The organism is Pseudoxanthomonas sp. CF125 (assembly GCF_900104085.1).
GTDB lineage: Bacteria > Pseudomonadota > Gammaproteobacteria > Xanthomonadales > Xanthomonadaceae > Pseudoxanthomonas_A.
This window is the reverse complement of the sequence record NZ_FNLD01000001.1, coordinates 177,236-198,742: the sequence shown is the minus strand read 5'-3', so window position 1 is coordinate 198,742 and position 21,507 is coordinate 177,236. Positions and strand designations below refer to the sequence as shown.

The following is a 21,507-nucleotide window of genomic DNA, read 5'->3' as shown; positions in this document are numbered from 1 at the left end:
TTGCAGCCGAAAGTTGCACTTGCAACCGAAAAGTATGGTGACCCCGGCGCGATTCGAACGCACGACCTGTCCCTTAGGAGGGGACCGCTCTATCCAGCTGAGCTACGGGGCCTTGGGCGAAATTGTAACGGCTGCCGATGCGCCGTTGGCGAGCCGCCTCACATTAGCCGGCTTCGGCGTCTCAGCATGGGCTGTTGCTGCGCTGCCGTGCTAACTTCCCTTGGCCGGTCAGCTGCTTCAGCGCGCCGGCATCGGGGGCGGCTTCATCGGGGGAAATCGGGAAAACCAAGCGGCGCGAGGCGCTGCCGGCTCCCGTCGCGGCGGCGTTGCGCGGAACCCTTCAGCTTCAGGAGTCGTGTTGCATGTGTCCCAGTAAGGTCGCCGATGGTGGCGAAAGAGGTTGGATCGTTCCCATCGGCGGCGCCGAGAACAAGGAAGACAACCCCCGTATCCTCAAACGATTCCTCGATCTCTGCGGCGGTCGCGATGCCGAGATAGTGGTGATTCCCACCGCCAGCCAGCTGGCCGACACCGGCACCCGTTACGAAGGCATTTTCGGCGACCTGGGCGCCAGCCGGGTCGACGTGCTGGATTTCGACACCCGCCGCGATTGCCATGAACAAAATCGGCTGGACCGCATCGAAGGCGCCAGCGGCATCTTCTTCACCGGTGGCAACCAGTTGCGCCTGTCCACCATTCTGGGCGGCACCCCGGCGGCCAAACTGATCCGCGAACGCAACGCCGCCGGCATCACCGTCGGCGGTACCAGCGCCGGCGCCAGCATCCTCAGCGAGCACATGATCGGCTTCGGCAAGGAGGGCGCTTCGCCCCAGGCCGACAGCGTGCGCCTTGCGCCAGGATTGGGCCTGACCAACCGTTTCATCATCGACCAGCATTTCCGCCAGCGCGACCGCCTGGGCCGCCTGGTCGCGGCGCTGGCCTACAACCCGTTCGCCATCGGCATCGGCCTGGACGAGGACACCGCCGCCTTCATCGGCCCGGACAACACCCTGGAAGTCGAAGGCAGCGGCGCGGTCACCGTGGTCGACGCCGACGGGCTCACCTTCTCTTCGATGGCCCAGGTCAGCGAGAACAAACCGGTGTGCCTGCTCGGACTGACCGTGCATATCCTGGTCGCAGGCGCTACCTTCAACCTGCACACCCGCAAAGCTTCGGCCGGTTCGCTGGCCCAGCCGAAATCCTGATGTTCCGAACTCCGTGATTCAAAACCCGGCGATGATTTAAAACTCCGCGATACAAAACCCTACGATCCAGAGGTAAGGCATGCGCATCCTCGAACGCTCCGTCTACGTCGGTCCCTCGCAATACGCCCATTTCCCGGTCATCCGCCTGGAGCTGGACCTGCAGGCGCTGGAGGCTTGGCCCACCGGCAAACTCGGTGCCGCGTTCGTTGACGGGCTGATCGCCGCGCTGCCCGGTTTGGCCGAACACGGCTGTTCCTACCGCGAACCCGGCGGCTTCATCCGCCGCATGCGCGAAGGCGAAGGCACCTGGCTGGGCCACGTGCTGGAGCACGTGGCGATCGAACTGCAGAACGTGGCCGGCGAAAACGTCACCTTCGGCAAGACCCGCAGCGTCGGCGACGACCGTCCCGGTGTTTACACCGTGATCTACGAATACGCGCAGAAAGAGGAAGGCATCGCCGCCGGCGAACTGGCGCTGAAGCTGCTGTCCTCGCTGCTGCCCGCCGAGTTGAGGCCCAAGGACAGCGTGCCCGGGGATTGGGACTGGGATACCGCCCGCGACGATTTCATCCGCTACGCGCAACGCCGTGCGCTGGGCCCTTCCACCGCTTCGCTGGTGCGCGCGGCCGAAGAGCGCGGCATCCCCTGGTTGCGCCTGAACCAGCAATCGCTGATCCAGTTCGGCCACGGCAAATACCAGCAGCGCATCCAGGCCACCGTCACCGGCAAGACCCCGCACATCTCGGTGGAACTGGCCAGCGACAAGGAGGAAACCAACAAGATCCTCGGCTCGCTGGGCCTGCCGGTGCCGCGCCAGGAACTGGTCAACGACGCCAGCGGCGCGCTGCGCGCGGCACGCAAGTTGGGCGGGACCGTGGTCACCAAGCCCTACAACGGCAACCACGGCCGCGGCATCACCATCAATATTTCCGGCGAGGACGAAATCCGCGAAGGCTTCGCCGCCGCGCGCGAGCACTCGCGTTCGGTCATCGTGGAAACCTACATCGGCGGCGACGACCACCGCCTGCTGGTGGTCAACGGGGAACTGATCGCCGCGACCAAGCGCACCCCAGGCCATGTGATCGGCGACGGCAAGAGCGACATCGCCGAGCTGGTAGACCAAGTGAATTCCGATCCGCGCCGCGGCGTCGGCCATGAAAAAGTACTGACCCGCCTGGAACTGGACGCGCAAGCCGACCTGATGCTGGAACGCGTGGGCTACAACCACTTCTCCGTACCCAAGGAAGGAGAAGTCGTTTACCTGCGTTCCACTGCCAACCTCTCTACCGGCGGCACCGCCACCGACGTCACCGACATCATCCACCCCGACAACCGCGACATGGCGGTGCGCGCGGTGCGCGCCATCGGCTTGGACGTGGGCGGCGTGGATTTCATTTCCCCCAACATCGCCGAGAGCTACAAATCCATCGGCGGCGGCATTTGCGAAATCAACGCCGCGCCCGGTTTCCGCATGCACGTGGCGCCCAGCGAAGGCACTCCGCGCGATGCGGCCGGCCCGGTGATCGACATGCTGTTTCCACCCGGTACGCCGACCCGCGTGCCGATCGCCGCCATCACCGGCACCAACGGCAAGACCACCACTGCGCGCATGCTGGCCCACATCACCAAGATGGCCGGCTATACGCCGGGCCTGACTACCACCGACGGCGTCTATATCGACGGCCAGCGCACGGTGGAAGGCGACATGACCGGGCCGGTATCGGCGCGCATGGTGCTGTCGGACCCGCAGATCGACATGGCGATACTGGAAACCGCGCGCGGCGGGCTGCTGCGCAGCGGCATGGGCGTGCCGGAGGTGGACGTGGGCGCGGTGTTGAACGTGGCTTCCGATCATCTGGGATTGAAGGGCATCGACACGCTGGAGCAGCTGGCCGAGATCAAGCGCATCGTGGTCGAAGTGGCCAGGGATTGCGCAGTACTCAACGCCGACGATCCCAACGTGTTGAAGATGTCGGCCTACACCGACGCCAAGGTGATCTGCTACGTCACCCTGAACCCTTCGCACACGCTGGTGCGCGAACACATCCGTGCCGGTGGCCGCGCCTGCGCGCTGGAGGCCGGCGTCAACGGCCACATGATCACGCTGTACGACAAGGGCAGCCACATTCCTCTGATGTGGACGCATCTGATTCCCGCTACGCTGGAAGGCCGCGCCCTGCACAACGTGCAGAACGCGATGGTGGCCGCAGCGATGGCGTTCTCGCTGGGCATCAAGCTCGATGCGATCCGCCAGGGTCTGCGTACCTTCGACACCACGTTCTTCCAGGCTCCGGGCCGCATGAACGTCTACAGCGAGCATCCGTTCAAGGTGCTGATGGATTACGGCCACAACGCGCATGCGGTGGGCATGATGGCCGACCTGGCCCAGCGCCTGGACGTGACCGGACGCCGCATCGTGGTGCTGACCGGGCCGGGCGATCGCCGCGATGAGGATCTGCGTGCGATTGCGGAGGTGGTGGCCGGCAAGTTCGACCATTACGTGGTGCGCCGCGACGACGCGCTGCGCGGTCGCGACGGCGACGAAGTGCCGCGCATCATCGCCAAGGCCTTGCTATCGGCGGGCATCGCGGAAAACGCGATGTCGATCATCCCCGACGAGCAGGAAGCCATCGACGCCGCTTTGCGCATGGGCCAGCCGGGCGACCTGATTCTGATCTTCGCCGATGCGTTGACGCGTTCGTGGAAGCAGATCATCAAGTTCCAGCCGCAGGGCGAAGTAGCCAAGGCCTCGCCGCGTGTGGAACTGCCTTCGCTGGAGACCTCGCCGGAAGAGGCGCCCTTCGCCAGCATGGAAGGCGTGATCCGCGAGGAACGCGGACTGGTGTTCGAGCGCGAAGACAGCGACTGAGATCTCCGTGCTTCCCGAACCGTTCGAGGACTCGCGCCGGCTCACCGGCAATAACTTGTATTTCCCCGGCACCGGCGCGGCGCTGGAGACGTTGCGTGGGCTGTTGTTCGACGATTCTGTACTGGAGGCGTGGAAGCGTAATGTGCGGGTTGCGCGCGAAGCGTTGGGCTGGTCAGAGGACACGCTAGTCCTGCGTCGCCACCGCAGCGGCGTTTCCCTCGCTTTCACTGCACCAGCCGACCAGCTCTACACCGCCACCGAGGTCAACGAGTGGGCCTGGTGGGCCGCCCTTGCCTTTCCCTTCTCCCACCGGGAGAAGGTGGCCGAAGGCCGGATGAGGGAGGGAGTTCCGGACACCAGCGCCACTTCCCGAAAGAAGCTGCCTTTCGACGCGGGAACCCGGGATTTCATCCGCGAACTCAGAAAGAACTCGACAGAACCCGAACATTTGATCTGGTCCTTTCTGCGCGACCGTCGCCTACATGGCCAGAAATTCAGACGACAGAAGGCAATGGGTCCATACGTGCTCGACTTCTATTGTCACGAGTTGAAACTGGTTATCGAACTGGATGGCAGCCAGCACAATGAGCCGGAAAACTTGGTACGCGACGCCAAACGCGATGCGTATGTCGCGGGCCAGGGAGTCACGACTCTGCGCTATTGGAACCACGATGTGCTTGATCGGACCGAATGGGTTCTGGAAAGCATTTGGGATCAAGTTCATGCCCGTGTAGCTGGCGACACTGACGACGGAGAGTCCATTCCCTCATCCGCCCTTCGGGCACCTTCTCCCAGTGGGAGAAGGGAAGCACCAGAGCCACCTCATTCCCCTGGGCACGCTGCAATCTGGGACGAAGAATCCGCATTGCATACCTTGCGCGCGGCCGCAAAAGCCGAGTCGCGCCCTGCCCTGATCGCACTGATGCACGCAGCCGACGCGCATAGCCTGCCCTTCCTCGCCGACGACGACGAAGCCACCATCGGCGAAGGCGAAGGCAGCCACACCTGGTTCATCGACGAACTGCCGGATCCCGATGCTGTTCCCTGGTCCGAGCTGCACGCCATTCCCACCGCTCTGGTCACCGGCTCCAACGGCAAGACCACCACCGTGCGGCTGCTGGCCGCGATGGCGCGCGCGCACGGCTGGCGCACCGCGCACAGTTGCACCGATGGCGTCTACTTCGAAGGCATGCCGCTGGAAGCCGGCGATTTCTCCGGCCCCACCGGCGCGCGCACCGCCTTGCGCCAAAGTGGCGCGCAGGCCGCGATCCTGGAAACCGCACGCGGCGGCATGCTGCGGCGGGGACTGGCGATAGCCCATGCCAACGCCGCCATCGTCACCAACATCGCCGCCGATCATTTCGGCGAGTACGGCATCCACGACCTAGACGATCTGGCCCTGGTCAAACTGGTCGTAGCCCGTGCGGTCGATGAGCAAGGGCTGCTGACGCTCAATGCCGACGATCCCGTGCTGCGGCGTCAATCCGCAACTCTGGACTGTCCGCTGGGCTGGTTCGCAATGGATTTCGACCTGCCCTGGCTAGTGACGCACCGCGAAGGCGGCGGCAGCACCAGCGGCGTACGGCAGGGCCGGCTGCTGCTGCATTTCGACGGCATCACCCACGATCTGGGCGATGTGGCTTCGATGCCGCTGACCCTGGGCGGACGCGCCGGCTACAACATCGCCAATCTTGCCGGTGCGGTGCTGACGGGTGCGGCCCTCGGCATCGGTGCCGCTACGCTGGCCGAAGTGGCTGGCCGCTTTGGGCGAGCCCGCGGCGACAACCCGGGCCGCTTGCAGCATTGGCGTTTGGGAAAGCTGGACGTATTCGTCGACTACGCGCACAACCCCGACGGCCTGCAGGGCCTGCTCGACGCAGTGGATGCGCAGGGGCGTACGGGGCGACTGGCCCTGATCCTGGGGCACGCCGGCAATCGCGAGGACGCCGATCTGCGTGCCGTGGCCGCCACCGCAGCGCGCGCACGGCCGGAACTGGTGGTGCTGAAGGACATCGCCGGCTACGAACGCGGCCGCGCTTCCGGCGAGATCGCGGACATCATGCGCGCGCAACTGCTGCAGGATGGCGTGCCGCCGAGCGCTCTCACCACCTGTCTGGACGAAGTGGAAGCAGCGCGTATCCCGCTGGCCTGGGCCCGCGAAGGCGACCTGCTGGTGCTGCCTATCCACGAAATGGAAGCACGCGAGCAGGTCACCGCCCTGCTCGACCACCTGGCCGCCAGCGGCTGGCAAGCAGGCCAAGCGCTGCCCCAACTGCCCGCATAAGAGCGTTGTGGGAACGGTGTAGGAGCGACGTAAGTCGCGAAGCTCTGGACCTGGACGCGATACGGGCTTCGCGACTCACGTCGCTCCTACACGCTTCTGCGGCTGCCCCGCCGCTGCATCGAAGCACCCGGACGGCAGCGCCCGTCTGCTAAAATTCCGGACTCTCGGCCGCGCTCCCCCGCCTGCGGCCAAACCCGAACCCAGGAGCAACACATGTCCGCTGACCTGCTCAAGGCGCTTGGCCTTGGCCCGACCAATTCCGGCACCTATCTCGGCCGCGACGAGTGGTCCACCGCCACCGGCGCCGGGGTGCTGCAATCGATCAATCCGACTACGGGCGAAGTGATCGCGGAAGTGGAAGCCACCGGCGATGCGGACTACGAGCGGATCGTGGCGCGCGCCCAGGCCGCCTTCAAGGTGTGGCGCACCACTCCGGCCCCGCGCCGCGGCGAAGCGGTGCGCCTGTGCGGCGACGCGCTGCGCAAGCACAAGGACGCACTGGGTTCGCTGGTCGCGCTGGAGATGGGCAAGAGCAAGCCCGAAGGCGACGGCGAAGTGCAGGAAATGATCGACATCGCCGATTTCGCAGTCGGCCAGTCGCGCATGCTGTACGGCTACACCATGCATTCGGAACGCCCTGGCCACCGCATGTACGAGCAGTACCAGCCGCTGGGCCTGGTCGGCATCATCAGCGCATTCAATTTCCCGGTCGCTGTCTGGGCTTGGAATTCCTTCCTGGCCGCGATCTGCGGCGACGTCTGCATCTGGAAGCCGTCCAACAAGACCCCGCTCACCGCCATCGCCAGCATGAAGATCTGCAACGAGGCGCTTAAGGCCGGCGGCTTCCCGGACATCTTCTTCCTGATCAACGACGCCGGCATCGAGCTGGCCGAGAAGTTCGTCGATGACAAGCGCATCCCGCTGATCAGCTTCACCGGTTCCACCGCCGTCGGCCGCCGCGTCGGCGAACGCGTCGCCCATCGCATGGGCCGCAGCCTGCTGGAACTGGGCGGCAACAACGCCATCATCCTGGACGAAACCGCCGAACTGAAGCTGGCCATCCCCGGCATCGTGTTCGGCGCGGTCGGCACCGCCGGCCAGCGCTGCACCACTACCCGTCGGCTGATCGTGCATTCATCGATCTACGACAACGTGCTGGCCACGCTGATCAAGGCCTACAAGCAGGTGGAAAGCAAGATCGGCGATCCGCTGGACCCGGCCAACCTGATGGGCCCGCTCAACAGCCCGCATGCCGTGCAGCAGTTCCTGGCTTCGATCGAGAAGGCCAAGGCCAGCGGCGGCACCGTCGAAACCGGCGGCACCGCCATCGACCGCCCGGGCAACTTCGTGTTGCCGGCGATCGTCACCGGCCTGAAGAACACCGATGAAGTGGTGCAGCACGAGACCTTCGCGCCGATCCTGTACGTGATGAAGTACGAAACCCTGGACGAAGCCATCGACATGCAGAACGCCGTGCCGCAGGGCCTGTCGTCTTCGATCTTCACCCAGAACCTGAAGGCGGCCGAGCAGTTCCTGTCGGCGGCCGGTTCGGACTGCGGCATCGCCAACGTAAACATCGGCACCAGCGGCGCCGAGATCGGCGGCGCGTTCGGCGGCGAAAAGGAAACCGGCGGTGGCCGCGAATCGGGCTCCGATGCGTGGAAGGTGTATATGCGCCGCCAGACCAACACCATCAACTACTCCGACTCGCTGCCGCTGGCGCAGGGCATCAAGTTCGACCTCTGATCACCACAGGAGCCGACCGATGAACGTTCCCGTTCGACAGACCAGCACGCTGGCCGTCGTCAGCCTGGTATCCGGCATTCTGGGCTGGACCCTGCTGCCGTTTCTCGGAAGCCTGGTCGCCATCGTCACTGGGCATATGGCGCGCAAGGAAATCCGCCAGGACCCGGCGCTGGACGGCGATTCCATGGCCATCATCGGACTGGTGCTGGGCTGGGTGGTCGTGATCGGCACGGTCCTGGCCATTTTCGCCTTCGTGCTGTTTTTCGGCGGCCTGGCCTGGCTGAGCACGCGCTGACGAATGTACAACTTCGCCCGTCCCTTCCTATTCGGTCTTGATGCCGAGCACGCCCATGGGTTGGGACTCAAGGCCATGGAACTGGCCTACCGCACGGGCACCAGTCCGTTGCTGGCCAGAAAGATCGAACCATTGCCCACCAAGGCCTTCGGTCTGACCTTCCCCAACCCGGTCGGGCTGGCGGCGGGACTGGACAAGAACGGTGCGCACATCGACGCGCTGCTGGCGCTGGGTTTCGGTTTCATCGAGATCGGCACGATCACTCCGCGCGCGCAACCGGGCAATCCCAAGCCGCGCATGTTCCGCCTGCCGCAGCACAAGGCGGTGATCAACCGCCTGGGCTTCAACAACGAGGGCGTGGACGCGCTGGTGGCCAATGTGGAGCGCGCGCGCCGCAAGACCGGACTGCTGGGCATCAACATCGGCCGCAACAAGGACACTTCCAACGACCGCGCCGCTTCCGATTATCTGTATTGCCTGGAACGCGTGTATCCGCTCGCCGACTACATCACCGTCAACATCTCCTCGCCCAACACCGCCGGCCTGCGCGAACTGCAGGAAGAACAGGCCCTGCGCCAGCTGATCGGCGCCCTGCGCGAATCGCAGGAGGAACTGGGGGCGCAGCACGGCAAGCGCGTGCCGATGCTGGTGAAGATCGCGCCCGACCTGTCGGATGAAGACATCGACGCGGTGGCGCGCGTGCTGCGCGATCTTTCCGTCGATGGCGTCATCGCCACCAACACCACCGTCTCGCGCATCAGCGTGCAGGACCATCCACTGGCCCACGAAACCGGCGGCCTTTCCGGCGCACCGCTGATGAACCAGTCCACCATGGTGCTGCGCAAACTGCGCACCCGCCTGCCCGACAGCATTCCGGTGATCGGCGTGGGTGGCATTCTGTCCGGCGCCGATGCGGTGGCCAAGATGTCGGCCGGCGCGACCCTGGTCCAGTGCTACACCGGCCTGGTCTACCGCGGGCCTGAGCTGGTGCACGAATGCGTGGAAGCCATCCGCCGCCGCCGCGAACACCGCAGCGGCGGTCCGGTCGCTCCGGCATGAATCCACGGTGGCGATTGACCGCCGATGCGGACCTGCGCTCGCGCAATACCTTCGGTGTCGCGGCCCGCGCGCCCTGGCTGGTGGAAGTAAGCGACAGCAGCGCGCTGGGCGAAGTGCTGGCGCTGCCCGAGTTTCGGGGAACCGCACCGCTGGTGCTGGGTGGCGGCAGCAATCTGCTGTTCGCCGGCGATCCGGAAGTCACAGTGCTCGCGCTGGACACCCACCGCATCGACATACTCCAAGACGATGGCTCGATGGCCATCGTCCGCGTCGACGCCGGCGTGCAGTGGCATGCGCTGGTGCTGTGGACGCTGCAGCAGGGCTTGATGGGCCTGGAGAACCTGGCCCTGATCCCAGGTACGACAGGCGCTGCGCCCATCCAGAACATCGGCGCCTACGGCACGGAAGTCGGCGAGTTCGTGCATGCCGTGGAAACCTGGGACCGCAGCGCGGGCGCAGTGACGCGCCTGGACCGCGCCAGCTGCGCGTTCGCCTATCGCGACAGCCTGTTCAAGCGCGTGCCCGATCGCTATATCGTCACCGCCGTGGAGTTCGCATTGCCGCGCCAGCGCGCATTGAAACTGGACTACGCCGGCATTCCGGAGGAATTGCAGGCGATGGAAGTGGACTCGCCCACTTTCCGCGACGTGGCCGAGGCGGTGATCCGCATCCGCAGCCGCAAGCTGCCCGACCCGGCCGTCATCGGCAACGCCGGCAGCTTCTTCAAGAATCCCATCGTTCCGGTCGCGTTGGCCGAAGAGCTGCAACGGCAACACGCCGGGCTACCCGTATTCCGTGGCGATGCGGCCGACAACCGCAAGATTTCCGCCGCATGGATGATCGAAAATTGCGGTTGGAAGGGGTACCGCGACGGCGATGCCGGCGTGGCCGCTTCGCATGCGCTGGTGCTGGTGAATCATGGTTCGGCAACCGGGCGGCAGCTGCTTTCGCTGGCGCGACGCATCGCCGAATCGGTGCATGCGCGCTTCGGCGTCGCTATCGAACCGGAGCCCAAGATCATCGGAGCTATCTGGTAGCACCGCTTCTCCTCCCCCTTTGAAAAAGGGGGACCGAGGGGGATTTGCTCTTGGCGCAGTCCAGGATCAAGATCAAGAGCAAATCCCCCGTAGCCCCCTTTTCCAAAGGGGCAAAGCTAAAGCCACCTTGCATCATTGATGTGGGCCGGAATCGGCAATCGCATACCAGCAGCCGCAGCTCCAGCTGCAAACTAGCGTCACGAGGTGCTGGTGAATCATGGTTCGGCGACTGGGCAGCAGCTGCTTTCGCAGGCGCGGCGTCGCATCGCCAAATCCGTGCATGCGCGTCTCGGTGTCGCTATCGAACCGGAACCCAAGATCGTCGGAACTGTCTGGTAGCACCGCTTCTCCCTCCCCCTTTGAAAAAGGGGGATCGAGGGGGATTTGCTCTTGCTTTAGAAGCAAGATCAAGAGCAAATCCCCCGTAGCCCCCTTTTCAAAAAGGGGGCGAAGCGACGCGATCTCGCATCAGTGATGCAGGCCGCAATTGCATACCAGCACCCGCAGCCGCAAACTAGCGTCACGAACCGCGAACCGCTCTTCACTATGCCCCTCCCCATTCCCGTCCGCGCCGCCCTGCTCATGCTGGGCAGCACGCTGTTCTTCGGGTTGATGGTGGTGGCGATACGGCTGGCCTCGGCCAGCCTGCATACCTTCGAGATCGCGTTTTTCCGCAACTTCTTCGGCCTGATCGTCGCCCTGCCTCTGCTGCTCAGGCATGGACCCGGCTTTCTGCGCACCACCCAGTTCCCGAAGTACCTGTTCCGCTGCCTGATCGGCATCTGTTCGATGCTGGCGGGGTTCTGGGCCATCGGGCACCTGCCGCTGGCGCAGGCGGTGTCGCTGTCCTATTCCACGCCATTGTTCGTGACCATCGCCGCCGCCGCGATGCTGGGCGAACAGGTGCGTGCGCGGCGCTGGACCGCGGTGATCCTGGGCTTCATCGGCGTGCTGATCATCGTGCGCCCGGGCATGACCGGGTTCAGCAGCAACTCGATCATCGCGGTGCTGGCGGCCGTGCTCAGCAGCATCGTGGCGATCCAGATCAAGCAACTGTCGGCAACCGAGCCGGCCGACCGCATCGTCATCTACACCACGCTGCTGTGGGTGCCGATGTCGCTGCTGCCGGCGCTGGGCGTGTGGCAGTGGCCGCAGGGCATCGTCTGGCTATGGGTGATAGCGGCAGGCGTGATGGGCACCGGCGGGCACATGCTGTGGACGCGGGCGCTGAAGCTGGGCGAAGTCTCGGCGCTGACCCCGATCACCTTCATGCAGCTGCCGTTGGTGGTGCTGTTCGGCTGGTGGCTGTTCGATGAGCCGCTGGATCACTGGACCCTGTTGGGCGCCGCCATCATCTTCGGCGCCAATGCCTACATCGCGCACCGCGAAGCGGTGCTGGCCCGGCGCGCCGAATCGGAAGCGCCGACCTCGGCGGCCAAACCGGGCGAGTAAGCTTTACTTTCCCGCAGATGATTGGCCGCTGTCGCGGCCTCGATCAAACAACTTTAATCAACGAGATCAATCCCATGGCGATGTCCGAATCCGATATCCAGAAAGGCTGGATCTACCGCACCAGCCACAACCAGGAACGCCTGGTACTGGGCTGGGACCGCGATGGGCGCGTGGTGTACTGCTCGAAGGGCAAGGACAAGGAGCGGCCTTTCCTGAATTGCCATGTCCGCATCACCGGCCAGAAATTCGCGCAGCGCGCGATCGGCAAGGTCAGCCAGATCGAAGATCTGAAACCCTACCTGATCGCCAACAAGGCGACCACGGTGGTGGTGCGCTGACGCGGGGTTTTCAGGAAGCTTCTTCTTTCCCGGCTTTGCGTATGCCATCCGCCAACTTTGCCAGGTCGGGTGCAAGCGTCTTGGCATCGGCGGCGAGCAGCGGCGCGACGTATTCGGAATGCAGGCTCGCGGCCTCTTCGCGTTTCCCCGCGGCGTCCAGGGCCTGGCTCAGCCGCCATGCCGCGTCGATGGTCTTGGCGTCTTCCTCCCCCAGCTGCGCGCGCCTGATCCCGAGCAACTCGCGATAGGCGCCGATCTCGCCCGAAGTGTCGCCCAAGCCCTCCGATGCCTGGGCAAGCACCATCAACGCCATCTGCAATTGCGGGTGACCTTTCTCCAGCACTTCGCGCGCCAGCGGCAGTACGCGCTGGAGTTCCTTCAGCGAAGCGGCGTACTGCCCGGTTTGCTCCAGCGTGCCCGCATGGTTGACCATGATGGAGACGGTATCCGGATGCCGGGGGCCCAGCACGCGGACGCGTGCATCGATGACCTTCTGCTGCAACTCGAGCGCGGCTTTGAAGTCGTGCAGACGCGCGTACAGCGACGACAGATTGAGCATGGAGCGCAGAGTCAGCGGATTGTCGGCGCCCAGCAGCCGCTTGCGCGCTTCCACTACCGCAAGCCCTTCCGGCAACGCTTCTTCGGCATGTCCGGAATCCATCAGCATATTGACCAGGTTGCCGCGCGCGCTGAGCGTGGCGGGATGCTCGTTGCCCAGCCGGCGGATCTGCTCCCTCACCAGGGAGCGCTGCAAGGCGACCGCGCCTTCCATGTCGCCGGTCATGGCGCGCATGCTGGCCAGGCTGCCGATGTAGAACAAGGTGTCCTTGTTGTCTGCGCCCAGAACCGAAGTGCTCAGCGGCACCAGTTTTTCCATCAGTTCGCGCCCGCCCTTCATCTCGCCCGAGCGCGCCAGCGTGATCGCCAGGCTCGCCGTCGCCTTCATGCTGAACTCGTCGCGCTCGCTGAGTGCCGATAAGGCCCGCGCCCGGATGTCCTGTTGCATTTTCAGCGCCGCCGGGCGATCTCCCAGCGCGGCGATGGCCTCGCTCCGCACCAATTCGGTGGCCAGGCGCAGGCGGTAGTTGGGCGGAAGCGTGGACATGTCGGCCATCGCTTTGTCGGCCACGGCGACGGCATCCTTGGGCTTGCCCGCATTGAGCAAAGCATTGGCCTGTTCGCGCCTGGCCTCCAACGCGGGCGCGGCAGTGGGGCCGGAGGCGCGTGCGTGGTAATCGGCAACCTGGGCGAAGCCTTGAGCGGCCTGCGGGTAGAGGCCCAATGCACTGCGTACCCTGGCGACCGATTCGCGCAGATCGGCCGCCAGCGCGGGCTGGCCGGCAAAATCGCGGGCGATGGCCTGCTCTGCGCCGACCAGGATGTTGTTTTCGATCAGGCCGCGCGCGACATCGGCGGTACTGGCATGGCCAAGCGCCTGTTCCAGGGCGGCGGTGTCGGCCGGATCGGCTTGCGCGACCTGCTCGCGCAAGCCCGCGGCCATGCCCAGGCCCATGGCCTCGATATCCACGCCTTCCAGCATCGACTGCTGGAAGGCGGCGACCTTGCCCAGTTCGATACTGCGCTGCTCGGCCACCGCGCGCTGCTCGCGCGCCTGCATCAATCCGTACAGCGACAAGCCCAAACCACCCAGCAGCGCGCACGCCACCAGACCGGCCGCCACCAACGCGCCGCGGTGGCGGCGCGCGAACTTGCCCCACACGTAACGTCGGCTCGGGGGCACCGCTTGCACGGGGCGGCCGTCGAGGAAGCGCTGCAGGTCTTCGCCCAGCTCCGCGGCCGATGCGTAGCGCTCGCTGCGGTCGTGGCGCATGGCCTTCAGCACGATCCAGTCCAGCTCGCCGCGCAGCGCACGGCGCATGCCGGGCAGGCTCAGCCCCTGGGCCCGTGCCACCTGCTCGGCCTGTCCCTGCGGCAGCGTCATCAACTGTTCCGAGGGACGGCGCAAAGTGGTGGCGGTCGCGGCCAGGGTTTCATGCCTGGCAAAAGGACGCACGCCGGCCAGCAGCTCGTACAGCACCACACCCAGCGAATACACATCGCTGCGCGTATCGACGGACGCAGGATCGGGGCCGGCCTGTTCCGGGCTCATGTAGTCGGGCGTGCCCGCGCGCTCGATGTCGCCGCCAAGCGCGCGCGATGCGGCAGTGGCGATGCCGAAATCGATGATTTTCGGCACCGGCTTTCCGTCGACTTCATCCACCAGCAGATTGCCGGGCTTCAAGTCGCGATGGATGACGCCCTTCTGGTGCGCGTGCTGCACGCCCTGGCAGATGCGTACGAACAGTTCGATGCGCTGGCGCAGCGGCAGAGAGTGTTCTTCGGCGTAGCGCGTGACCGGCGTACCGTCGATGAACTCCATGGCGAAGTACGGAAACCCTTCCGCCGTGGCGCCCGCATCGTAGACCTGGGCGATGCCGGGATGGCGCATCTGCGCCAGCATCTGCCGCTCCACTTCGAAGTAGGCCAGATTGCGCGCATCCAGGCGCTGCCGGCGCAGGAGTTTCAATGCCACGGTGCGGCGTACCGGCTGCAGCTGCTCGGCGCGGTAGACCTCGCCCATGCCGCCGCGGCCCAGCAGCGCGTCTATGCGGTAATGGCCCACCAGGACGCCGGGCGCGAGCGTTCCCTCCTCCCCAGCGAGCCCCATGGGCGAACGTGCGGGCAGGATTTCGGTCGGATCCGGATCTTCGGGCTTGTCTTCAGGCTTGTCTTCAGGCGTGTCGCGCGGATGCAATGCCATCTCCCCAAATCGATAGCGGCTCCATGGTAGCGGATAGCTCGCGCCACCAGCAGACAGAGGGCCGACGGCGGGCATCGGCTACACTCCGCCTGCCCATCCCATCGACCGGCGCATGGCTTCCAAAGACGACAATCCCGCCACCACCCAGCGCACCCTCCTCAGCGCCGGCCCGCACAGCGCCTCGCCGCGCTCAGCCTGCGTGGTGGTGATCCATGGCGAAGGCCTGGGCAGGCGCGCGGATGTGGACGAACGGGCGGTGGTGGTCGGGCGCTCCCAGGAAGCGGACCTGCACATCCCGCACAAGAGCGTATCGCGCCAGCATTGCCATATCTGGCGCGACGGCGACGAGTACCGCATCCGCGACCTGCAGGCCACCAACCCCACCCGCGTCAACGACAAGGTCGTCGACGAGGCCGTACTGAACGACGGCGACCACATCACCCTGGGCGAAAGCATCCTCAAGTTCATCAGCCACTCCAGCGTGGAGGCGCGCTACCACGAGGAGATCTACCAGCTCGCCACCCAGGACGCGCTGACCGATCTGCACAACCGGCGCCATTTCATCGACATGGTGGACAAGGAAATCGCCCGCGCCATGCGCCACCACCGCGAACTGGCGATGTGCATCATCGACGTTGATCTGTTCAAGCCGGTCAACGACCGCTATGGGCACATCTCCGGCGACAACGTGCTGCGCCAGATCGCCGGCATCCTGCGCCGGCACGTGCGCAGCGACGATTTCGCCGCGCGCATCGGCGGCGAGGAATTCGCGGTGCTGTTGCCCGAATGCGGCATGGAGGCGGCCTACGGTTTCGCCGAACGCCTGCGCGAAGCGATTGCTGCAGTGGAATTCCGCCCGGGCAACGAGCCGCAGAGCATCACCGTAAGCATCGGCATCGCCGCCATGACCCCCGAACGCGATACCTGCAGCCGCATGATGGCGGCGGCCGATACGGCGCTGTACCGCGCCAAGAGCCAGGGACGCAACCAGGTGTGCATCCAGCAGTAATCGCGGCGCCCGTCGACAACCCGAACCGTGGCAGGCAAAAAAAGGCCCGGCAATGCCGGGCCAGTGGGATCGGGCGAACGCGGATTTCGTGCGCTCGAAAACCCTAGAGATCGAGTCCGAAGCCGATACCCGCCGACTTCTCGCCGCTGCTGAAGGCGCCGCCGAGGGAAAACGAACCGCGGTTGCCGATGCGCTTGCCGTAGCCGACCGACAGCGCCTGCTCGCCGCCCTGGAAACCCGCGCCGACCGAAATGCGTCCGCGGGGAGTCTGCGCTCCGGCCGCATTGATGGCCATGTTCATCATCGCTGAACTCATTGCGCCTTGACGGTCGATGCGCCGATCCTGATGTTGGAACCGGCGATCGACTTCGCTGCGGAAGCCGCCGATATCGAACTCGAACGCGGCAATCGCGGCGTCGGTGTAGGCATTGGCCGACTCCAGCGTCGCTGTGGCCTGTACGTCCGTATATTCGTTCGCGGAGTCCAGGGTCGCCGCATCGCCCGCATCGGCATGGGCATTGGCCGAACCCAGGGTGGCTGCCGACTGCGCATCCGTATAGCTGTTGGCGGAGGTCAGCGTCGCCGCATCGCCCGCATCGGCATGGGCATTGGCCTGGGTCAAGGTGACGGTGCTGGCATTGGCGATCTGGCCATCGGTATAACCGTTGGCGCTGTTCAGCGTATCGGCCGCCACCGTGTCGGTATAAGCGTTCGCGCTGCTCAACGTGTTCGCGGCCACCGTGTCGGTGTATGTGTTTGCACTGCTCAGTGTAGCTGCGTCACCGGCCTGCATCTGTTCGAGGTTCACCGCATCCGTCGCCTGTGTTCCCGCCGCGACGTTGGTGATCTGGCGCTCCGTGCCTGCGCTGCCCACCGACACCGAATCGACGCGATCGGCGATCGAGCCAGCCCCCAAGGCAACGCTGTTGTCGGCGCTGGCGTCGGCGAGCGCGCCCGTGGCGGTGCTACTGGCACCCGTGGCGGTGCTGCCCGCGCCGACTGCGGTGCTGAATTCGCCACCGGCGGTACTGCTTGAGCCGATGGCGCTGCTGAAATCGCTGCTCGCCGTGCTGCCGTCGCCGATAGCGCTGCTGTTGGCCCCGAGCGCGGTGCTGCCTGTGCCGATAGCCGTGCTTTGCTCACCCGAGGCCGTGCTGTTGGCGCCGAAAGCGGAACTGCCCGTGCCTGCGGCGATGCTGCCGACACCGAACGCCGCGGCGAAATCACCGGACGCCGAAGCGTTCTGGCCGCAGGCAATGGCCAGTGCGCCTATCGCGACCGCGCCGCCGGTCGTCGTCCCGCCAACGCCGTCGTCGAGTACACAGGTTTCACCTGCCCATGCCGATACCGTAGCCAGCGCCAACGCGGTGGCGAGAATGCTTTTATGCAGAATCTTCAAAGTAACCCCCTAGTTCGGAACATGCTGTTCGTGATGGAAATACACAAGTCGATCGGTACCGTCCGGATCCGCTCGGGATCCGGACCGGAAGCGCGCTACGGCGTAACCGTCAGCACCACGCGCGCTGCCACCTTCGGTTTGGCCGGATCGTTGCTGGCTACGCAGAGGTAGCCCACCCGCTGCCCGGCAGGCAGGCCAGCCGCATTGATCTGGACCTGCATGGCGCGACTGGCGCCGGCGGCGACCTGTCCGGTCGGCGCGGTCGACGTACCGATCCAGGTTGCACCGCAGGCGAACGCGGCTTGAGTGTTGAACGACAGGCCTGCGAAACCCGAAGCCGCGGTCCACGTACCGGTACCTGCGGTACCGGGCGTGATGGTGCGGAAGACGTTGTTGCCCGTGTTGCTGGCGAACCACACCCAACGGTTGGCGAACGAACTGCGTGCGTTGACCACCAACCAGTACCTGCCGGGATTCAGACTCACCGTCTGCGCGGCGGCGGCAAGGTTGAGCGTGATGTTGGCTCCTTGAACGGTCACGCCAGGCGAGGTGGGCAACGCGGTGTAGCTCCACACCGCCACGCCCGGCAAGGTCTGCGGGTTACCTTCGGGATTACCGCCGACATCCCGGTAGATCGACCAGGTCAGGTCGGTGGCGGTCGTGGCCAGCGGCTGTCCGCTGGAGACGAATCCTTCGGTGAACAGACGGCTGATACTGGCCGGCTCGGTCAAGGTGAAGTCATCGCCAGAGAACTGCGCCGGCGATCCCGCTGTGGCCGGATCGGTATAAAAGGTACTCCGGAAACCGCTCGCAACCGCACCGACAGGCGCATCGATCACCGTCCGCAAACCCGCACCCGTATTGTCGACCTGGTAATCCAGACGCGATCCACCGCTATTGCCCACACTCAGGTTGACCATGCCACTGGAACCGGAGGGCAGGCTGATGGCGATGTCGTCGGGATTGAGCACGATGACCGGCGGCGGTACCGACACCGCGATCGGCAAGCGCAATATCGGTTGCGTGGTGTTGCCGCCCTGCGGGGTGATGGCCAGAGTGCCGAAGTTCCAAGAGCCGTTCTTGGGCAGCGAGCCGCTGCTGATCGTCACCTTTACGATCTTGCTCTCGCCCGGGTTGAGCGTGAACAAAGACGGCGAAACCAGCGCGGTCAGACCCTGCACTTTCGCCGTCCACGACTGCCGCGTGGTCAACACATTGCGGAAGACGCGGGTGAAGGTGCAGCTGTCCGGACATTTCGCCTTGCCCATGCTCGGCAGATTGAGTGCGGATACATCGCCGGCAGTCGCGGGATTGGCGGCCAGGAAATTGGCGCGGGTTTCGTTCATCACCAAGCCCGCACGCAGGGCCTGATCGACCTGGATGCGTCCGGCGCCCATCGCGAACGCGTCCGCAGGCGTGACCGAGTCCTCTTTGAAGACTTCCTGCTTGGCGGTCATCATCAGAGCCGACTTGATCTCCGGCACCGTCCAGGTCGGCTTGGCCTGGCGCAGCAAACCGGCCGCGCCGGCGTGGTGCGGCGATGCCATCGAAGTGCCGTTGAGGAGATCCAACGCGTTCTCGGAGCCGCTGATCGTAGTGCCGGAAACCACAGCCAGTACCCGCACACCAGGCGCGGTGATGTCCGGCTTGACCAGATCCAGAGCGCCCGCAGGACCGCGCGAGCTGAAATCGCCCAGCACATCGGCGGTGTTGGGAAGGGCAGCCGGCGGATAACCGATGCCGCCCGTGGCGGCATTGCCGTTGGCCAGCGCGAAATCGCGTACGGCATTGGCATCGGTCTGGGCCATCGCGAAGCCGGGAATGGTCACCCCAGGCATCGAAGGCGTCAGCGCGCCGGCCGTGTTGTTGGCGATGACGACCGCGATCGCGCCGGCCGCCGCCGCATTATTGCCCTTGATTGCGAACGAACAGGTACCGCGGCGGATCACCGCGATCGCGCCCGCGAACGTGCCAGCGGCGTACGCGGCGCAGCCATCATCGACGCCGTTGATGCCTGCACTGATGCGAACGGGCGTGGCGAAAGGCAAGGAAGCACCGAACGCCGTGCCGCCGCTGCCTTCGCTCAGCACGACCGTACGCAGCGGAGTCGGTACCGCACCTGGGCCGGTGATCTGCAGGAGGAAGGCGAAATCGCCACGGCCATGCTGCGCGGCAGCGGTGGAGCCGGTCCACGGCTCAAGATGGCCAATGGTGTTGGCGGCCGGGCCAGAATTTCCCGCAGAGGTGGCGACGTAGATGCCGGCGTCGGTAGCGTTCAAAAACGCCTGCGAAACCGCTTCGCTCCAGGGCGAGGTGCCGCCGCCAATGGAGAAGTTGATGACATCCACCACGCCGTCGGCGATGGCCTGATTGACGGCGGCCGCGGACGAGGTATTGGGGCAGAGGCCCTGGTTGGTGGTCGTATTGGTATAGCAGATGTCGTAGGCGATGATGTTGGCGCGCGGCGCGACACCGGAGATGCGCACGCTGTTGCCTTTGAACAGGGCCGTGCGCGCATTGCCCGCGGCGGTGGAAGCCGTATGGCTGCCGTGGCCGTTGGTGTCCCCGAAGCCCGGCTCCTCGCGGATGCCGGCCACGCCGCAGGCATTGCCCGGCGCGGCGCAGACGAAATCATAACCGCCGATGAGCTTGTCGTTGCAGCGGCCGGCATCGACGCCTCCGCCTGCGCAGGTACCCAGATACACGCCTGCGCCGAGCGGATTGACATGGTTGTACCCGCTTTCGTCCTGCGCCGAGAACGACGGGCTGCCGAAGTTGATGCCGGAATCGAGGATGCCGACGACTACGCCCTCTCCACGGAACGGGCTGGGTGCGGCGTTCCACAGCGCCGGTGCGCCGATCAATGCGGGCCCGGTATCGGTGTCCTGGTGGTATTCGCGGTACTCCTCCACGAACGCGACTTCGGGCAGCTTGCGCACGCGTTGCGCCTCGCTTTCGCTCATTTCCGTTATGGCGGCATTGAGCGCGTGCTGCATGCGGCGTTCGACTCTCAGCGGTCGGCCGATGATCGTGCGGATCTTCGTTTCGTGCGACACCTGCGCGCCCTCCAGATAACGCACGTAGTCGCGCGCACGCGCGCCGCGCACGGCCAAGCGGCCGGCACCCGACTTCAGACGTTCCGGCGCGGGAAAACCTTTCAGGTTCCCCTTGTAGCTCGCGAGAGGTTCTTCCCGATAAACGATGATGTACTTGTTGGCACGTTGCTCAAGACCGGCATTTCCGGCCTTTGCGGCTGTAACGCCCGAACTGGCGGTATTCGCCGCCCCCGTGCTTGCGGCCATCCCAGAACTCATGATGCTGCGCACACCAACGACCCCTACGGCAGCCGCGGCGATTGCCGCCGTCCCCGCCAGCGCCAGTGCGGCCCACTTCTTCCTGATCAACCACGACTTCGACATTGCAGCCCCCTCCTAGGATTTCGATCGGATGCGTTACGCATCGACCCATCGGCCGACGCATGCCTGCGCTGGTGCTTGACTACACGTTAAGTAAGAGCTTGATTCCCGGCAGCACTCCCCAGCGCTTGTCAACAACAATACCTCATCTTTTGACGTCCAGCACAGATTTGCTGTGGATAGGGACGGAATTCGTGGCATCTTTCTTCGGCGGCCAACGGGACGGCGCCCTTCGTGCGCCAAGCCTTTCAATCCGCTTACTGGCTGGCGGACCAGTTGCTTGGCTGATGGGAAACGTATCGCCGGAGAGCACCTGATGCTCCTGCGATACATCCGGCCGATGGAATCCGACCGACGAAAACCGTCCCCGCCTTCATCGCCGCCGCGGTCATCGTGTTTGCCAATGCAGGCTGGGTGATCGGCGTTTCATCGTCGACGGCGTCCGCGAGCAGCCGGGAGGTGATGGGCGATCCGTCGCCCGCCTGCGATCCGCGCATCGCTGCGCTCGAGCAGTCGTCGCAAGCGTGAGCCTGGCGACAAAGTCAGAAATTCGAAACCCGTGCGCGAGGTTCCCGCAGAATGCGTCCCGATTGGGCGGTGGAGCGCTCCGAGCAGATCGCGATCTGATGGATCGCTA

General features: G+C 65.2%; 13 protein-coding genes, 1 tRNA gene and 1 pseudogene. 11 read left to right on the top strand and 4 right to left on the bottom strand.

The window, feature by feature from the left end; translation table 11 throughout:
* Nucleotides 1–35: 35 nt before the first annotated feature.
* Nucleotides 36–112: transfer RNA gene (locus BLR66_RS00980), tRNA-Arg, on the bottom strand.
* A 250-nt stretch (nt 113–362) separates the two neighbouring features.
* Between BLR66_RS00980 and BLR66_RS00975 the strand changes: the two genes are divergently transcribed.
* The 10 genes and pseudogenes from BLR66_RS00975 to BLR66_RS00930 all read left to right on the top strand — a co-directional run bounded on the left by BLR66_RS00975 (nt 363) and on the right by BLR66_RS00930 (nt 12,285).
* Nucleotides 363–1,205, top strand: coding sequence for a cyanophycinase (locus BLR66_RS00975; protein ID WP_093279773.1), 843 nt, complete (start codon nt 363–365; stop codon nt 1,203–1,205).
* Between the two features lie 79 nt (nt 1,206–1,284).
* Nucleotides 1,285–4,074, top strand: a complete 2,790-nt coding sequence (cphA, locus tag BLR66_RS00970) for a cyanophycin synthetase (RefSeq protein WP_093279772.1) — start codon at nt 1,285–1,287, stop codon at nt 4,072–4,074.
* Nucleotides 4,075–4,081: 7 nt separating this feature from the next.
* Nucleotides 4,082–6,358: a DUF559 domain-containing protein gene (locus BLR66_RS00965; protein WP_255402260.1), complete on the top strand. Its 2,277-nt coding sequence runs from the start codon at nt 4,082–4,084 to the stop codon at nt 6,356–6,358.
* A gap of 213 nt (nt 6,359–6,571) precedes the next feature.
* Nucleotides 6,572–8,104 carry an L-piperidine-6-carboxylate dehydrogenase gene (locus BLR66_RS00960; protein ID WP_093279771.1) on the top strand — a complete coding sequence of 511 codons (1,533 nt, stop codon included), beginning with the start codon at nt 6,572–6,574 and terminating at the stop codon, nt 8,102–8,104.
* A 19-nt stretch (nt 8,105–8,123) separates the two neighbouring features.
* Complete coding sequence (locus tag BLR66_RS00955) at nt 8,124–8,399, top strand: DUF4190 domain-containing protein (RefSeq protein ID WP_093279770.1); 276 nt, start codon at nt 8,124–8,126, stop codon at nt 8,397–8,399.
* A 3-nt stretch (nt 8,400–8,402) separates the two neighbouring features.
* Nucleotides 8,403–9,458 carry a quinone-dependent dihydroorotate dehydrogenase gene (locus BLR66_RS00950; RefSeq protein ID WP_093279769.1) on the top strand — a complete coding sequence of 352 codons (1,056 nt, stop codon included), beginning with the start codon at nt 8,403–8,405 and terminating at the stop codon, nt 9,456–9,458.
* Nucleotides 9,455–10,495 carry a UDP-N-acetylmuramate dehydrogenase gene (gene murB / locus BLR66_RS00945; protein WP_093279768.1) on the top strand — a complete coding sequence of 347 codons (1,041 nt, stop codon included), beginning with the start codon at nt 9,455–9,457 and terminating at the stop codon, nt 10,493–10,495. The genes BLR66_RS00950 and murB overlap by 4 nt, the downstream gene beginning before the upstream one ends.
* Nucleotides 10,496–10,699: 204 nt before the next feature.
* Nucleotides 10,700–10,834: pseudogene (locus BLR66_RS00940) on the top strand (UDP-N-acetylenolpyruvoylglucosamine reductase); the annotation flags it as partial.
* 207 nt (nt 10,835–11,041) lie between these two features.
* The gene (locus BLR66_RS00935) at nt 11,042–11,947 is read left to right on the top strand and encodes a DMT family transporter (protein WP_093279766.1); all 906 of its coding nucleotides are present in this window, start codon (nt 11,042–11,044) and stop codon (nt 11,945–11,947) included.
* Nucleotides 11,948–12,021: 74 nt separating this feature from the next.
* Nucleotides 12,022–12,285, top strand: a complete 264-nt coding sequence (locus tag BLR66_RS00930) for a hypothetical protein (RefSeq protein WP_093279765.1) — start codon at nt 12,022–12,024, stop codon at nt 12,283–12,285.
* A gap of 10 nt (nt 12,286–12,295) precedes the next feature.
* Here BLR66_RS00930 and BLR66_RS00925 read toward each other — a convergent pair whose 3' ends face one another.
* On the bottom strand, nt 12,296–15,046 hold the full coding sequence (locus tag BLR66_RS00925; protein WP_176943713.1) for a serine/threonine-protein kinase: 2,751 nt from the start codon (nt 15,044–15,046) through the stop codon (nt 12,296–12,298).
* A gap of 112 nt (nt 15,047–15,158) precedes the next feature.
* On the opposite strand from BLR66_RS00925, the gene BLR66_RS00920 reads away from it, so the two are divergent.
* Nucleotides 15,159–16,055, top strand: a complete 897-nt coding sequence (locus tag BLR66_RS00920; RefSeq protein ID WP_093279763.1) for a GGDEF domain-containing protein — start codon at nt 15,159–15,161, stop codon at nt 16,053–16,055.
* Nucleotides 16,056–16,158: 103 nt separating this feature from the next.
* Here the strand turns inward: BLR66_RS00920 and BLR66_RS00915 are convergent, their stop codons facing one another.
* Nucleotides 16,159–17,454 (bottom strand): YadA-like family protein, encoded by a 1,296-nt coding sequence (locus tag BLR66_RS00915; protein WP_255402259.1) that lies wholly within the window; start codon nt 17,452–17,454, stop codon nt 16,159–16,161.
* Between the two features lie 95 nt (nt 17,455–17,549).
* Nucleotides 17,550–20,873, bottom strand: coding sequence for a S8 family serine peptidase (locus BLR66_RS19475; RefSeq protein ID WP_093279762.1), 3,324 nt, complete (start codon nt 20,871–20,873; stop codon nt 17,550–17,552).
* Nucleotides 20,874–21,507: the final 634 nt, after the last annotated feature.

Coding starts and splice junctions, on each gene's coding strand:
- BLR66_RS00925 (WP_176943713.1), bottom strand. CDS start 15,046: ATGGCATTGCATCCGCGCGACACGCCTGAAGACAAGCCTGAAGACAAG.
- BLR66_RS00975 (WP_093279773.1), top strand. CDS start 363: ATGTGTCCCAGTAAGGTCGCCGATGGTGGCGAAAGAGGTTGGATCGTT.
- BLR66_RS00920 (WP_093279763.1), top strand. CDS start 15,159: ATGGCTTCCAAAGACGACAATCCCGCCACCACCCAGCGCACCCTCCTC.
- BLR66_RS19475 (WP_093279762.1), bottom strand. CDS start 20,873: ATGTCGAAGTCGTGGTTGATCAGGAAGAAGTGGGCCGCACTGGCGCTG.
- BLR66_RS00935 (WP_093279766.1), top strand. CDS start 11,042: ATGCCCCTCCCCATTCCCGTCCGCGCCGCCCTGCTCATGCTGGGCAGC.
- murB (WP_093279768.1), top strand. CDS start 9,455: ATGAATCCACGGTGGCGATTGACCGCCGATGCGGACCTGCGCTCGCGC.
- BLR66_RS00955 (WP_093279770.1), top strand. CDS start 8,124: ATGAACGTTCCCGTTCGACAGACCAGCACGCTGGCCGTCGTCAGCCTG.
- BLR66_RS00960 (WP_093279771.1), top strand. CDS start 6,572: ATGTCCGCTGACCTGCTCAAGGCGCTTGGCCTTGGCCCGACCAATTCC.
- cphA (WP_093279772.1), top strand. CDS start 1,285: ATGCGCATCCTCGAACGCTCCGTCTACGTCGGTCCCTCGCAATACGCC.
- BLR66_RS00950 (WP_093279769.1), top strand. CDS start 8,403: ATGTACAACTTCGCCCGTCCCTTCCTATTCGGTCTTGATGCCGAGCAC.
- BLR66_RS00930 (WP_093279765.1), top strand. CDS start 12,022: ATGGCGATGTCCGAATCCGATATCCAGAAAGGCTGGATCTACCGCACC.